Genomic DNA, 12,877 nt, shown 5'->3' with positions numbered 1-12,877 from the left:
CCGAGGCATGATGCCCTGTTCCCCCGATCGGCATCCTGCCGACCGGCAGAATTTGCCGCCGCCAGGGTTGCTGCCGGGTTAAGACCGGGGCGGCCCGCATGCCTCCCCGGTCACAGGCGCGGGGGTCGGCGATTTACACGATACTGCCACCTTGATATGTCCGCCCCGCCGTGCGGAATGGGCCCATCGGCGGCGCTCGGGTCGCGCAGAGACAGGGGTCCGGCCAGGATGACACTCGCCTGATGAAGATCGTCGCCTGCAACAGCAACCGGCCGCTGGCCGAGGCGGTGGCCGCCTCGCTCGGCCTGCCGCTCACCAGCGCTTCCATCCGGCGCTTCGCCGATATGGAGGTCTTCGTCGAGATCAACGAGAATGTCCGCGGCGAGGACGTCTTCGTGGTCCAGAGCACCTCCTATCCGGCGAACGACAACCTGATGGAGCTGCTGATCACGCTGGACGCGCTCCGACGCGCCAGCGCCCGGCGCGTCACCGCCGTGATCCCCTATTTCGGCTATGCGCGGCAGGACCGGAAATCCGGCTCCCGCACGCCGATCTCGGCCAAGCTGGTGGCGAATGTCATCACCGCCGCCGGGGCCAACCGGGTGCTGACCATGGATCTGCATGCGGCGCAGATCCAGGGCTTCTTCGACATCCCGGTGGACAACCTCTTCTCCGCGCCCTTGTTCTCCCGCGATATCATGGAACGCTACAAGGGCCGCGACCTGATGGTCGTCTCCCCCGATGTCGGCGGCGTGGTCCGGGCCCGTGCCATGGCGTCCCGCCTGCACACCGACCTCGCCATCATCGACAAGCGCCGCCCCCGCGCCGGCGTCTCCGAGGTGATGAACGTGATCGGCGAGGTCGAGGGCCGGCACTGCATCCTGGTCGATGACATCGTCGATTCCGGCGGCACGCTCTGCAACGCCGCCGAGGCGCTGATCAAGAACGGTGCCTCCGGCGTCTCGGTCTATGTGACGCATGGCGTGTTCTCGGGCGGCGCGGTGGCCCGCGTCGGCGCCTCGCCGATCGAGAACATGACGGTGACGGACAGCATCCTGGCGACCGAGGCGGTGCGGGTGTCCTCCAATATCCGCCAGGTCACCATCGCCCCGCTCCTGGCCGAGGCGATGCGCCGGATCTCCGAGGAGAGCTCCGTCTCCTCGCTGTTCAACTAGACAGGTCATAGGGGAGGAAAAACGATGAAGCTCTATTACGCGCCCGGGGCCTGCTCCGTCGGCATCCATGTCCTGCTCGAGGAGATCGGCAAGCCCTATGAGGCGGTGCGGCTGAACACCAAGGACGGCGACCAGTTCAAGCCGGAATTCACCAGCCTCAACCCGAAATCCAAGGTGCCGACCCTGGTGCGGGATGACGGCTCGGTGGTGACCGAATATCCGGCCGTCGCCCTCTGGCTGGCCAGCACCTTCCCCGAGGCGAAGCTGCTGCCGAAGGATGCCGAGAGCCTTGCCAAGGCGCTGGAATACACCGACTACGCGGTGGCGACGCTGCACATGCAGGGCTTCTCCCGCATCTTCCGCCCCGCCAATTTCGCCCCGAACGAGGCGGATCATGAGGCGGTGAAGGCCCGCGGCGTCGAGATCTTCGAGAAGGGCCTCGGCCTCTTCGACAAGGCGCTGGAGGGCAAGCAATACCTGCTCGGCGAATTCTCCTTCGCCGATAGCGCGCTCTTCTACGTCTCCTTCTGGTGGGCCGACCGGCTGAAGCGGCAGCTGCCGCCGAATGTCGCCGCGCATTACGAGCGGATGAAGGCGCGCCCGTCGGTGCAGCGGACCATGGCCGCCGAAGGCCTCGCCTGAGATGGCGCCCGTCCTGGCGGAGAGCCTGAACCGCATTCCCTTCTGGTTCCTCCGCCATGGCGAGACGGATTGGAACGCCGAGGGGCGTTCCCAGGGCCGCACCGACATTCCGTTGAATTCGGTCGGTCTGCTCCAGGCCCGGCGGGCGGCGAAGACCCTGGCGGGAATCGGCGGCATCGCCACCATCGTCGCCTCGCCGCTGGTCCGCGCCCGGGTCACCGCCGAGATCTCCGCCGAGGCGCTCGGCCTGCCGGTCGAGTTCGACGAGGATCTGCAGGAGGTCAATTTCGGCGAGCAGGAAGGCCAGCCGATGGGCGACTGGTACGACGACTGGATCGCCGGCCAGTACACGCCCGAGGGCGCCGAGACCTTCGCCGGGCTGCTGGCCCGCGCCGTGGCAGCGGTGAACCGCGCCACTGCCCGGCCCGCGCCGGTGCTGGTCGTCGCCCATGGCGCGCTGTTCCGCGCATTGCGCCTCGCCTTCGGCCATGAGCCGAATGTGCGGACCCCGAACGCGCTCCCCATCCGCTGCGAGCCGCCAGCGGATGGCGGCCGGGTCTGGGAGGTTACCCCGGCGGAACTGGCGCCGGAGTGACGACGAAGCGCCGGTAAACGGCGCCCAGCGCGATCAGCGCCAGGCCGAGACCGAGGAAGCTGAGCACCCGCCACAGCCCCTCCAGCTCGCCCATATCGACGAAGAAGGCCTTGAGGATGGTCAGCCCGATCATCCCGAGCGCCGCCAGCCGCAGCGCCGGCACCCGCCGCCTTATGCCGAGCGCCAGCAACGCCGCCCCGAACAGCAGCCAGGCGCCGCTATAGGCATAGAGCTCCGACCCGCCCACCTCCTCGAGGTCGAGCGACATCTCCTCCGGATGGAAGTGGTGCCGCGTCTCCAGCGTCACCCAGGCGAAGCCCGCCAGCAGCGCATAGAGCGCGAGGGCCCGCGCCAGCAGGCCCCGGCGCAGGCCGCGGAGGGAAAGCCCCGCCAGCGCCCCCGGCACCGCATAGGCCAGCGCCAGCTCGTTGAAGAGTGGCACCGATGCCACCTCCGCCCCGCTGTCGAAGGCGGGGTTGCCGAAGATCATCACGGTGCCGAGCAGCAGGACGGCGACCCAGAGCAGCCGCCACCCCGCCGCCAGCACGCGCCGCCCGCCGAGCCGCGCCTCCAGCCAGCGCACCAGCACTGCCAGCAGGGCAAGGGCGGTGAGCTGCAACGACGCCTCGCGGAAACCCCAGTCGCTGCCGGTCCAGTCCCCACCCGTCAGGCCGTGCCGGATCTCGAGCAGCACCAGCACCGTGCCGAAGGCCAGCGCTCCTGCCTCCAGCACCCCGACCAGCAGGTCGTCCCGGCGCCGCCGGAATAGCGCCGCCGCCAGGGCGAAGAGCGCGGCCGGCGCGCCATAGGCCAGCAGCAGCCCATTCGCCACCGGCACCGTCCCGACGGCGTAGCCGGCCACCGCCGGGTTCAGAAGCAGTCGCGCCAGCACCAGCCCCGCCACCGCCAGCGCCACATGCCGCAGGGGGTGGAGCCCGCTCCGGCCCTCCACCCAGGCGAGCAGCGGCAGGAACAGCGCGATGGCGAAGGTCAGCCACTGGTCGGCCAGCAGCATCGCCGCCCCGAGCGCGAGCGCCGCCATCGCCCCTGCGGCATGCGCCCCGGCCCGCTGCACCGCCCCATCCCGCGCCGCCAGTCCCGCGAGTCCGGTCGAGGCCGCCGCCAGGGCCAGCGCCGCCAGGGCCCAATGCCCGTCCCGCGCGAAGCCCTCCACTCGGGCATAGGCGATGAGCAGCGACAGCACCGGCACCGCCGCCGGCAGCGTCGCCCAGGCGACCGGCCGCGCCCCGCGCCGCTCCCGCCAGAGGCCGAACAGCGCGTGCAGTGCCGCCAGCGCCGCCGCCGCGCCGAGGAAAGGCCGCAGCGCCTCCGGCAGCCAGGGATGGATCGGCAACAGCGCCTGCACCATCCCGCCGGCCGTCACGGCCTCCTCCGCCGGCTCCCAGCCCGGCACCGACCAGCCGAGCAGCATGGCCAGCCCCGCCCCCGCGGCCAGGAAGGGCAGCGGGATCAGCCGCTCCTCCCAGGTGGCGGCCAGCAGGCCCAGCAGGGAGAAGAGCAGCACCGCGAGTTTGGGCACGAGCTCCATCGGGGCCAGCCCCAGCGCCAGGAGCAGGCTCGCCGCCATCAGCAGGGTGAAGGGGAGGATCGCCAGCTGCCGCCCGAGCGGGCCCGCCAGCGCCGCCCGCGGCACCAGCGCCACATGCAGTGCCGCGGCCGCCGGCGCATAAAGGGCCGGGGCCCAGATCGCATCCCCCTCCGCCAGCCCGCCGCCCAACATGACCCAGGCCGCCGAGGCCCCCGCCGCGCACCAGCCGAGCCAAGCCGCGCCCACCTGCCGCAGCACCGCCAGCGCCGCCGCCGTCACCGCCAGCAGATAGAGGAAGAGGCCGGGCAGCGAGGGGTCACTGGTCTCGACCAGGGCCGGCGTCGCATAGGCGCCGGCGATGCCGACCGCCGCCACCAGCGGCCCGAAGGCGAGCGCCAGCAGGATCCCGGCCAGCGCCGCCAGCGCCAGCAGTGCGAAGCCGAGCAGGGGCGGCACCATCCCATACATCGGCCCCGCCGCATAGGCGGCGCCGAACAGGATGGCGACGCCGCCCGCCGCCAACGCCGCCGGCGCCTGGTCGGGGAAGGGGAGGTTCGGCCGATCCTCCGCCGGCCGCCGCCGCAGCCAGAGCGCCCCGCCGATCAGCGCCAGGCCGAGCAGCCCGGCCAGCAGGCAGCGGGGCAGGGGGCCGAGCCATCCTTCCTCCACGGCGGTCCGCACCAGGAAGACGCCCGCCAGCAGCAGCGCCCCGGCGCCGAGCCAGACGCCCCAGCGCAGCGTCAGCATTTCTTCCAGCCCCGGCCGCGGCGGTGCCGGCGGCGGGGCGGCCACGGGCTCGGGCTCGGGCAGGGGGGTGGGCGGTGCCTCGGCCAGGGCGGGTTCGGGCACCGGTTCGGGCTCGGCCGGCACCGGCTGGGGCTGATCCCAGGGCGAGGCCGGCCGGGGTGCCGGCTCGGCCAGCGGCTTGCCCTCCCGCAGCGCCAGCTCCAGCGCCTCCACCCGCCGTTGCAGGGCCCGCGCCTTCCGGTAGCCGGCGATGCCGAGCGCCCAGCCGAGCAGGAAGCCCAGGACGAGCAGGATAATGAAGCCTTCCATTCCGTAACGCTTGCCGTCACACCGCTTCCGGTCAAGCCACGCCTGGTTGCTTTGGCCGGCGCGATCCGCTAAGGCCCCCGCGACGCGGGCACCCCTGGAGGCCCGCGCGCTTGGCGTTGGGCATGCGGCCCCGCGCCGGGCTCATCATCCTGACCAACGGAGCACAGCCATGGTCCAAACCATCCGGATCGAGGCCGAGGCGCGTGAGCAGGCCGGTAAGGGGGCGGCGCGCGCAACTCGGAGAGGGGGCAAGGTCCCCGCAGTCATCTACGGTGCGAAGCAGGAGGCGACGCTGATCGCCCTCGACCCGCGCGACGTGATGAAGGAACTGCACAAGGGCGGCTGGCAGAGCCACCTGTATGAGGTCGCCGTCGCCGGTGGCGGGACCGAGCGCACCCTGATGCGCGACATCCAGTTCCACCCGGTCACCGACCGGCCGATCCATGTGGACTTCCAGCGCCTGGCCGCCGGCCAGCGCATCCGCGTCCGCGTGCCGGTCGCCTTCCTGAACGAGGACACCTGCCCGGGCCTGAAGGCCGGCGGCGTGCTGAACCTCGTCCGCCGCGAGGTCGAGGTTCTGGCCGATCCGGACGCCGTGCCGGAAGCCTTCCAGATCGACCTGGGCGAGGCCGGCATCGGCGACAGCCTGCGCTGGTCGGCGGTGAAGGACCAGTTCGGCACCAAGGCCGTGATCGACCGCGACTTCGTGGTGGCGACCATCGCCGCGCCGACCGTGGTGGAGGAGGCCGTGCCGGTCGCCGCTGCCCCGGCGACCGAGACAGCGCCGAAGGGCAAGGCTGCCAAGGGTGGCGCCGCCGCCGCCCCGGCCGCCGCCAAGGCGCCCGCGAAGAAGAAGTAGGGACTGCTGGCGATGCTGCTCTGGGTTGGCCTGGGCAATCCCGAGCCCTCCCAGGCGCGGCATCGCCACAATATCGGCTTCATGGCGCTGGACGCGATCGCCCGGCGCCATGGCTTCTCCCCCTGGCGCAGCCGCTACAAGGGGCTGGTCGCCGAGGGCAGCATCGCGGGGGTGAAGGTCCTCGCCCTCAAGCCGCAGACCTATATGAACGGCTCCGGCGATTCCGTGCAGCCGGCGGCCGGCTTCCACAAGATCCCGCCCAGCGATATCTGGGCCTTCCATGACGAGCTCGACCTCGCCCCGGGCAAGGTGCGGGTGAAGCGCGGCGGAGGCGCGGCTGGGCATAACGGGCTGCGCGACATGCAGCGTGCGCTCGGCACGCCGGATTTCTGGCGCGTCCGTCTCGGCATCGGCCATCCCGGCCACAAGGACCGCGTCACCGGCCATGTGCTCGGCAATTTCGCCAAGGTCGATACCTGGCTCGAGCCGCTGCTCGATGCTGTCGCCGATATCGCGCCGCTGCTGGCCACCGGCAAGCCCGAGGAGGCCATGACCCGCATCGCCCTGCTGACCCAGGAGACGCGCTGATGCAGCCCGAGGACGAGGCCGAATTCGCCGCCCAGATGATGGGCGGCCCCGGGCCCGAGGATTTCGCCAATGGCGCCGCCGCGCTGGCCGCCGCCCTGGTGCGCGAGGCCGGTGCCCTGGCCGGGGCCGCCGCCTCCCTCCGCGCCGCGGCCGCGGTGACGCCGGGCGATCCGATGGGCGGCCCGCTCTCCGATATCCGCCGCCAGCGCCTGGCCATGGCCGCCGCCGGCGAGGCGGCGCTGAAGGCCGCGCTGCTGCTGGAAGCCGCCGAGATCATCGCCCCTGGCGGACATCCGGCGGACCGCATCATCGCCGCCGCCCGCCGAGCCGGGGCGACGCCCGCCCTGCTGGTGCCGCCGCTCCGCGCCGCGGCCCTTTCCCTTGGCACCGATGACGGCGCCGCCCGCATCGCCGCCACCACCATCGCCGAGGCGCTGGCACAGGCCCTCGCTTAGGAGTCCCCCATGGGTTTCAATTGCGGCATCGTCGGCCTGCCCAATGTCGGCAAATCGACCCTGTTCAACGCCCTGACCGAGACCGCCGCCGCCCAGGCCGCGAACTACCCCTTCTGCACCATCGAGCCGAATGTCGGCCGCGTCGGCGTGCCCGACCCACGGCTGCAGGCCCTGGCGAAGATCGGCAAGAGCCAGAAGATCGTGCCCACGACGCTGGAATTCGTCGATATCGCCGGCCTGGTCCGCGGCGCCTCCAAGGGCGAAGGCCTCGGCAACCAGTTCCTGGCGAATATCCGCGAGGTGGATGCCATCGTCCACGTCCTCCGCTGCTTCGAGGATGGCGACGTCACCCATGTCGAGGGCAGCGTCGATCCCGTCCGCGATGCGGAGACGGTCGAGACCGAGCTGATGCTGGCCGATCTCGATGGACTGGAGAAGCGCCAGATCGGCCTGCAGAAGCGCGCCCGCAACGGCGACAAGGAGGCGACGCAGCAGCTCTCGCTGATCGACCCCATCGTGAAGGCCTTGCAGGAAGGCAAGCCGGCCCGCACCGCGGTGCCGAAGGGCGAGGAGGAGGCGGCGAAGCGGCTGCAGCTGCTGACGACGAAGCCGGTGCTCTATGTCTGCAATGTCGAGGAAGCCTCGGCCGCCTCCGGCAATGCCCATTCGGAGCGGGTCTTCGCCATGGCCCGCGCGCAGGGGGCCAGCGCGGTGATCGTCTCCGCCGCCATCGAGGCCGAGATCAGCCAGATGGCGCAGGAGGATCGCGGCGACTTCCTCGAGAGCCTCGGCCTGCATGAAGGCGGCCTCGACCGCGTCATCCGCGCCGGCTACGCGCTGCTCGGCCTGCTCACCTACTTCACCGTGGGGCCGAAGGAGACGCGGGCCTGGACCATCACCAAGGGGATGAAGGCGCCCCAGGCCGCCGGCGTCATCCATGGCGATTTCGAGCGCGGCTTCATCGCCTGCGAGACCATCGCCTATGACGACTACATCGCCCTGGGCGGCGAGCAGGGCGCCAAGGAAGCCGGCAAGATGCGGGTCGAGGGCAAGGAATATGTGGTGAAGGACGGCGACGTCCTGCTCTTCCGCTTCAACGTCTGAGCCGGGCGGCGGTGCTCCCCGCGGATTTCACCGCCAATGCCCTCGCCGTCCTCCTCGCCTTCGTGCTCGGCGCGCTGATCGGGGCGGAGCGGGAGTGGCGGCGCCATCCGGGCGGCCTTCGCTCCAGCGCCATCGTCGCCGCCGCGGCCTGCGTCTTCGCCCGCATCGCGGTCACCCATAGCGGCGCCAATCCCGGTCCGGCCCTCGGCGCCATCGCCTCCGGCGTCGGCTTCCTCGGCGCCGGCGTCATCCTGCATCATGGGATGACGGTGCGTGGCCTCTCCACCGCCGCGACCTTCTGGGCCGTCGCCGCCATCGGCACGGCGGCGGGGCTTGGCGAATACGGCATGGCGCTCGGCCTCACCGCGCTGGTCTTCTTCGCCCATGTCCTGCTGCGCCAGGCTTCCGCCTGGATCGAGCACCGCGCCCCGCCGCCGGAGGAAGGGCCGAAATAGCGGCCCGCCTCAGCGCTTGGTCATGCGAACGGCATAGGTGCAAAGCCCGTTGCGGTACTCGCCCTGGAAAGTGCCCTCGGCGAAGAGCCCGGTGGTGGCGATGGAGCGGTCGAGCGAATCCACCATCCGCACCGAGCCATCGGCATTCACATGACCGGTCTGGGTCTGCCGCACCTGCGGGTTCAGCGCCAGCGTGGCGCGGCCGCCCTCCACCGTGATCGTCCGCTCCGCCGAGGGCGGGCGCGGGCATTCCCGGGTGCGGTCGGGGTTCAGCGTGATGGTGCCGACCCACTGGCCGTCATAGGTGGTGACGCGCGGCGGCGGCGGCGGGCGCGAGACGGCGCCGGTCCGACCGCCGGATGAGGTCGCATCGGGGATCGCCGTCTCGTTCAGGCAGGCAGCCAGGGCGAGGGGGAGAAGAAGGGCCGGAAGGATATGGCGCATGGGGGCTCCCGAATCTTGCTTGGGGTGCAGCCTAGCGCTGCGGCGACCGGTGCGCGACGGGGTGGTCACCGTTCCTCCTCCCGCCGCGTCCCGTCCAGCACGGCCTGGCGTCGTGCCTCGGCCCGCCGGTCATTGGCCTTTTCCGCCGCGGTCCGGCCATGCTTCGCCCGGTTCGCCGCCGCCTCGGCCTCTGCCGCGGCCCTGGCTTGCCGTTTCTTCACCTGCTTCAGGTTGACGATCTCGCCCATGGCCGCAGCATAGCCGCCGCAACCCAGCAGGGGAGGGGCTTTCCATGCCGACCATCGAACTCACCGCCGCCGACGGCCATGTTCTCTCGGCCTATACGGCCGGACCCACCGATGCCAGGCGCGGCCTGGTGGTGGTCCAGGAGATCTTCGGCGTGAACCGGCATATGCGCCGGGTCTGCGACGATTTCGCCGCGGCGGGCTATGCGGTCGTCTGCCCCGCCCTGTTCGACCGCACCGAGCGCGGCGTCGAACTGGGCTATGAGGGCGCCGATGTCGCCCGCGGCCGCGACCTGCGCGGCACCATCGATGCCGGGAAGACCGTGCTCGACATCCTGGCCGCCGCCGCCGCCCTGCCGCGCGCGGCCCGGCGCGGCATCGTCGGCTATTGCTGGGGCGGCACCGTCGCCTGGCATGGCGCGACCCGCACCAGCGCCTTTGCCGCGAGTGTGGGCTGGTATGGCGGCGGCATCGCCGCGGCGAAGGAGGAGGTGCCGCGCTGCCCCGTGCAGCTGCATTTCGGCGAGACCGATGCCTCCATCCCCATGGCCGATGTCGAGGCGGTGCGCGCCGCCCGGCCGAAGGTGGAGGTCTTCGTCTATCCCGGCGCCGGCCACGGCTTCGGCTGCGAGGAGCGCGGCAGCTACGTGCCCGCCGACGCGGCGAAGGCACAGGAACGGACGCTGGCCTTCTTCGCGCGGCATCTGGCGTAACCGGCCGGTTCCCAAACCGGATGATCTGCGGTTAACCTCCCGGGCAGAGCCGGCGACACCGTCGGCGATACCGTCCAAGGGAGAGAATCAATGTACCGCAGGGCCCTGCTGGGGGGCGCACTCGCTGCCCCCGCCATCCTGTCCATCCCGGTTCGCGCGCAGGGCGCCATCACCCTGAACGGCGCGTCCCAGTTCGGCGACGAGCATCCCTATACCAAGGCGCTGATCCGCTTCGAGGAGCTGGTGAAGCAGTATTACGGCAAGCCGATCAATTTCGTGCTGCACAAGAACTCGTCACTCGGCCTGGAAAAGCAGTATTTCGAGTATATGGCGCAGGGTCGCGCGGTGGACTACGCCATCGTCTCGCCGGCGCATATGTCCACCTTTTCGAAGGCGGCGCCCTTCGTCGATGCGCCCTTCATCTTCCGTGACATCGCCCATTGGAATGCGGTGCTCGACCAGGACCTGTTCAAGCCGGTGGCGGACGAGGTCGAGAAGCGCGCCCGCGTGGCGATGATCGGCTATGGCGGCGGCGGCGTGCGCAACATCTTCTTCAACAAGAAGGTGTCGAACCTCGCCGAGCTGAAGGGCCTCAAGGTCCGGGTCCAGGGCGCGCCGATCTGGTCGCGCACCTTCTCGGCCATTGGCATGTCGCCGACCGTCATCGCCTATAACGAGATCTACAACGCCATCCAGAACAACGTGATCGATGGCGGCGAGAACGAGGCGGCGGGCGTCGAGCAGATGCGCTTCTTCGAGGTGGCGCCGCAGCTTTCGATGACGCAGCACGCCATCACCATCCGGCCGCTCTGCGTCTCGGTCCAGACCCTCTCGAAGCTGCCGAACGACCTGCAGGCGGCGATCAAGCGGGCGGGCAAGGAGGCCAGCGCCTATCACCGCGAGGCCGAAGCCAGCGCCGATGGCCAGATCCTCGAAGCGCTGGAAAAGGCCGGCAAGCTGCACCGGGTGGAGTTCACCCAGCGCGCCGAGATGAAGCGGCTGGTCGATCCCGTCATGACCGCCTATGCGCGGGAGATCGATGCGGAGGGCATCCTCAACCGCATCAACGCGCTCACCGCCTGAGGCCCGCCGGGCGCCGTGCCTGCCGCGCGGCGCCCTTTTCCTCCCTGCCAGGACATCCCATGACGAGTTCCCCACCCGGCGCGCCGGTTGTGCTGCGCCGCGTCAATGCCGCGCTCGGCCAGGCGATCGCCGCCCTGCTGATGCTGAGCGTCGCGGTGCTGATCATCCCTGTCACCCTGCAGATCCTCTCGCGCTACACTCCTCTGATCCCGGCCTATATCTGGACCGAGGAGCTGGCCCGCTTCTGCCTGGTCTATGCGGTCATGCTCGGCGCCATGCTCGCGGTGCGGGAGGGGACGCATTTCGTCGTCGATGTCTTCCCCCGCCTCACCCCGCGCGGCGAGGCCAAGGTCGAGCTGCTGTCCGGCAGCTTCATCCTCCTCTTCGCCTTCGTCTTCCTGTGGTGGGGATGGGAATTCACCGAATTCGCCTTCTACCGGATCAGTGAGCTGGCGGAGCTGCCGCTCTGGGTCATCCATATGGCCTGGCCCATCGCCGGCCTGGTCTGGCTGCTGTTCGAGGCGGAGCGGATGCTGAACGCCCTCGCGGTGCTGCGGAGTGATGCGTGATGGGCGGCAATGTCCTCGGCGCCGGAACCGCGTCCCAGATCCTGTTCGGCATCTTCTTCCTGCTGCTGGTGCTGCGCGTCCCCGTCGCGGTCGCGCTCGGCCTCGCCTGCCTGCCGATCCTGCTGATCGAGCCGCGGCTGAGCCCGATGATGCTCGCGCAGGAGACCTTCAACGCCTACAACTCCTTCATCCTGCTCGCGGTCCCCTTCTTCCTGCTGACCGCCAACCTGATGAATATCGGCGGCATCACCGACCGGCTGATGAATTTCTCCCGCTCGCTGGTCGGGCATTTCCCGGGCGGCCTCGCCCAGATCAATGTCGTGCTGTCCTTCTTCTTCGCCGGCATCTCCGGCAGCAGCACGGCGGACGCCGCCTCCCAGTCCAAGATCTTCATCGAGGCGCAGCGGAAGGAGGGCTATGACGACAGCTTCTCCGTCGCCATCACCGCGGTCTCGGCGGTGCTCGCCGTCATCATCCCGCCTTCCATCCTGATGATCGTCTGGGGCGGCGTGCTGACGGTCTCGATCGGCGCGCTGTTCCTGGCCGGCGTCATCCCGGGCGCGCTGATCGCGCTGACCCAGATGGCGACCGTCCATGCCTATGCGAAGGCGCGTGGCTATCCCACCTATCCGCGCGCCACGCTGGCGCAGGTCTTCAGCTCCTTCCTCGTCTCCATCCCGGCGCTGCTGACGCCGCTCATCATCATCGGCGGCAAGATCTTCGGCTGGTTCACCGCGACCGAGAGCGCCTGCATCGCCGTGCTCTATGCCGGCTTCCTTTCGCTGATCGTCTATCGGGAGATGGACCTGAAGGGGCTGATCGCGGCGCTCGGCGATACCGGGCGGCTGGCGGGCATCACGCTCTTCTGCGTCGGCACGGCCTCGGCCTTCGGCTGGCTGCTCGCCTTCTACCAAATCCCGGAATTCCTGCTGGCGGGGGTGAAGAGCTGGGGCATGGGGCCGATCGGCGTCGGCTTCTTCATCGCCCTCGTCTTCCTCGTCGTCGGCTGCTTCCTGGATGCCATCCCGGCCATCATCATCGTCGGCGCCATCCTGCAGCCGCTGACCGTGGGCGTCGGCATGGACCAGGTGCATTTCGCCATGATCGGCATCGTCAGCCTGGCCTTCGGGCTGGTGACGCCGCCCTACGGCCTGTGCTTGATGATCGCCTGTTCGGTCGCCGGCATGCGCCTCGGCGATGCGCTCAAGGACACGATGATCATGCTGATGCCGATGTTCGCGGTGCTGGCGCTGATCATCATCTTCCCCGGCATCGTGCTGTTCCTGCCGAACCTGATCTCGCCGGAATTCCTCCGCTGATGTGAAGGCAACCGGAGCGGGGGCGG

Annotated in this window: 15 protein-coding genes; 12 read left to right on the top strand and 3 right to left on the bottom strand. The window is 70.3% G+C overall.

Features of this window, described 5'->3' with window-relative positions; all coding sequences use genetic code 11:
- Window positions 1-242 precede the first annotated feature (242 nt).
- From JMJ55_RS24415 to JMJ55_RS24405, 3 genes are read left to right on the top strand one after another with little or no spacing between them, the layout of a single operon-like run.
- Entirely contained in the window at window positions 243-1,175 is a 933-nt protein-coding gene (locus tag JMJ55_RS24415) for a ribose-phosphate pyrophosphokinase (protein WP_202828229.1), read from the top strand.
- A 24-nt stretch (window positions 1,176-1,199) separates the two neighbouring features.
- Window positions 1,200-1,817 (top strand): glutathione S-transferase family protein, encoded by a 618-nt coding sequence (locus tag JMJ55_RS24410; RefSeq protein ID WP_202828228.1) that lies wholly within the window; start codon window positions 1,200-1,202, stop codon window positions 1,815-1,817.
- Window position 1,818: 1 nt separating this feature from the next.
- Window positions 1,819-2,412 (top strand): histidine phosphatase family protein, encoded by a 594-nt coding sequence (locus JMJ55_RS24405; RefSeq protein ID WP_202828227.1) that lies wholly within the window; start codon window positions 1,819-1,821, stop codon window positions 2,410-2,412.
- Here JMJ55_RS24405 and JMJ55_RS24400 read toward each other — a convergent pair.
- On the bottom strand, window positions 2,384-5,017 hold the full coding sequence (locus JMJ55_RS24400) for a DUF2339 domain-containing protein (RefSeq protein ID WP_202828226.1): 2,634 nt from the start codon (window positions 5,015-5,017) through the stop codon (window positions 2,384-2,386). The two genes, JMJ55_RS24405 and JMJ55_RS24400, sit on opposite strands and share 29 nt — an antisense overlap.
- Window positions 5,018-5,186: 169 nt before the next feature.
- On the opposite strand from JMJ55_RS24400, the gene JMJ55_RS24395 reads away from it, so the two are divergent.
- From JMJ55_RS24395 to JMJ55_RS24375, 5 genes are read left to right on the top strand one after another with little or no spacing between them, the layout of a single operon-like run.
- Window positions 5,187-5,876, top strand: a complete 690-nt coding sequence (locus JMJ55_RS24395) for a 50S ribosomal protein L25/general stress protein Ctc (protein WP_202828225.1) — start codon at window positions 5,187-5,189, stop codon at window positions 5,874-5,876.
- A 12-nt stretch (window positions 5,877-5,888) separates the two neighbouring features.
- Window positions 5,889-6,464 carry an aminoacyl-tRNA hydrolase gene (gene pth / locus JMJ55_RS24390; RefSeq protein ID WP_202828224.1) on the top strand — a complete coding sequence of 192 codons (576 nt, stop codon included), beginning with the start codon at window positions 5,889-5,891 and terminating at the stop codon, window positions 6,462-6,464.
- Entirely contained in the window at window positions 6,464-6,919 is a 456-nt protein-coding gene (locus tag JMJ55_RS24385; RefSeq protein WP_202828223.1) for a hypothetical protein, read from the top strand. The genes pth and JMJ55_RS24385 overlap by 1 nt, the downstream gene beginning before the upstream one ends.
- A 9-nt stretch (window positions 6,920-6,928) precedes the next feature.
- On the top strand, window positions 6,929-8,023 hold the full coding sequence (gene ychF, locus JMJ55_RS24380) for a redox-regulated ATPase YchF (protein ID WP_202828222.1): 1,095 nt from the start codon (window positions 6,929-6,931) through the stop codon (window positions 8,021-8,023).
- A gap of 11 nt (window positions 8,024-8,034) precedes the next feature.
- A complete protein-coding gene (locus tag JMJ55_RS24375) occupies window positions 8,035-8,478 on the top strand; it encodes an MgtC/SapB family protein (protein WP_202828221.1) in 444 nt (147 codons plus the stop codon).
- 9 nt (window positions 8,479-8,487) lie between these two features.
- Here JMJ55_RS24375 and JMJ55_RS24370 read toward each other — a convergent pair whose 3' ends face one another.
- Window positions 8,488-8,922 (bottom strand): hypothetical protein, encoded by a 435-nt coding sequence (locus tag JMJ55_RS24370; protein ID WP_202828220.1) that lies wholly within the window; start codon window positions 8,920-8,922, stop codon window positions 8,488-8,490.
- A gap of 65 nt (window positions 8,923-8,987) precedes the next feature.
- Entirely contained in the window at window positions 8,988-9,170 is a 183-nt protein-coding gene (locus JMJ55_RS24365) for a DUF4169 family protein (protein ID WP_202828219.1), read from the bottom strand.
- 44 nt (window positions 9,171-9,214) lie between these two features.
- On the opposite strand from JMJ55_RS24365, the gene JMJ55_RS24360 reads away from it, so the two are divergent.
- The 4 genes from JMJ55_RS24360 (at window position 9,215) to JMJ55_RS24345 (ending at window position 12,851) form a co-directional block, all read left to right on the top strand.
- Window positions 9,215-9,880, top strand: coding sequence for a dienelactone hydrolase family protein (locus JMJ55_RS24360; RefSeq protein WP_202828218.1), 666 nt, complete (start codon window positions 9,215-9,217; stop codon window positions 9,878-9,880).
- A 90-nt stretch (window positions 9,881-9,970) separates the two neighbouring features.
- Window positions 9,971-10,963 carry a TRAP transporter substrate-binding protein gene (locus JMJ55_RS24355; protein ID WP_202828217.1) on the top strand — a complete coding sequence of 331 codons (993 nt, stop codon included), beginning with the start codon at window positions 9,971-9,973 and terminating at the stop codon, window positions 10,961-10,963.
- A 59-nt stretch (window positions 10,964-11,022) separates the two neighbouring features.
- Window positions 11,023-11,532 (top strand): TRAP transporter small permease, encoded by a 510-nt coding sequence (locus JMJ55_RS24350; protein WP_202828216.1) that lies wholly within the window; start codon window positions 11,023-11,025, stop codon window positions 11,530-11,532.
- Complete coding sequence (locus JMJ55_RS24345; protein WP_202828215.1) at window positions 11,532-12,851, top strand: TRAP transporter large permease; 1,320 nt, start codon at window positions 11,532-11,534, stop codon at window positions 12,849-12,851. The genes JMJ55_RS24350 and JMJ55_RS24345 overlap by 1 nt, the downstream gene beginning before the upstream one ends.
- Window positions 12,852-12,877: the final 26 nt, after the last annotated feature.

Origin of the sequence: Belnapia mucosa, from assembly GCF_016775475.1 — a bacterium.
Lineage (GTDB): Bacteria > Pseudomonadota > Alphaproteobacteria > Acetobacterales > Acetobacteraceae > Belnapia > Belnapia mucosa.
This window is presented reverse-complemented; position numbering and strand designations above follow the sequence as displayed.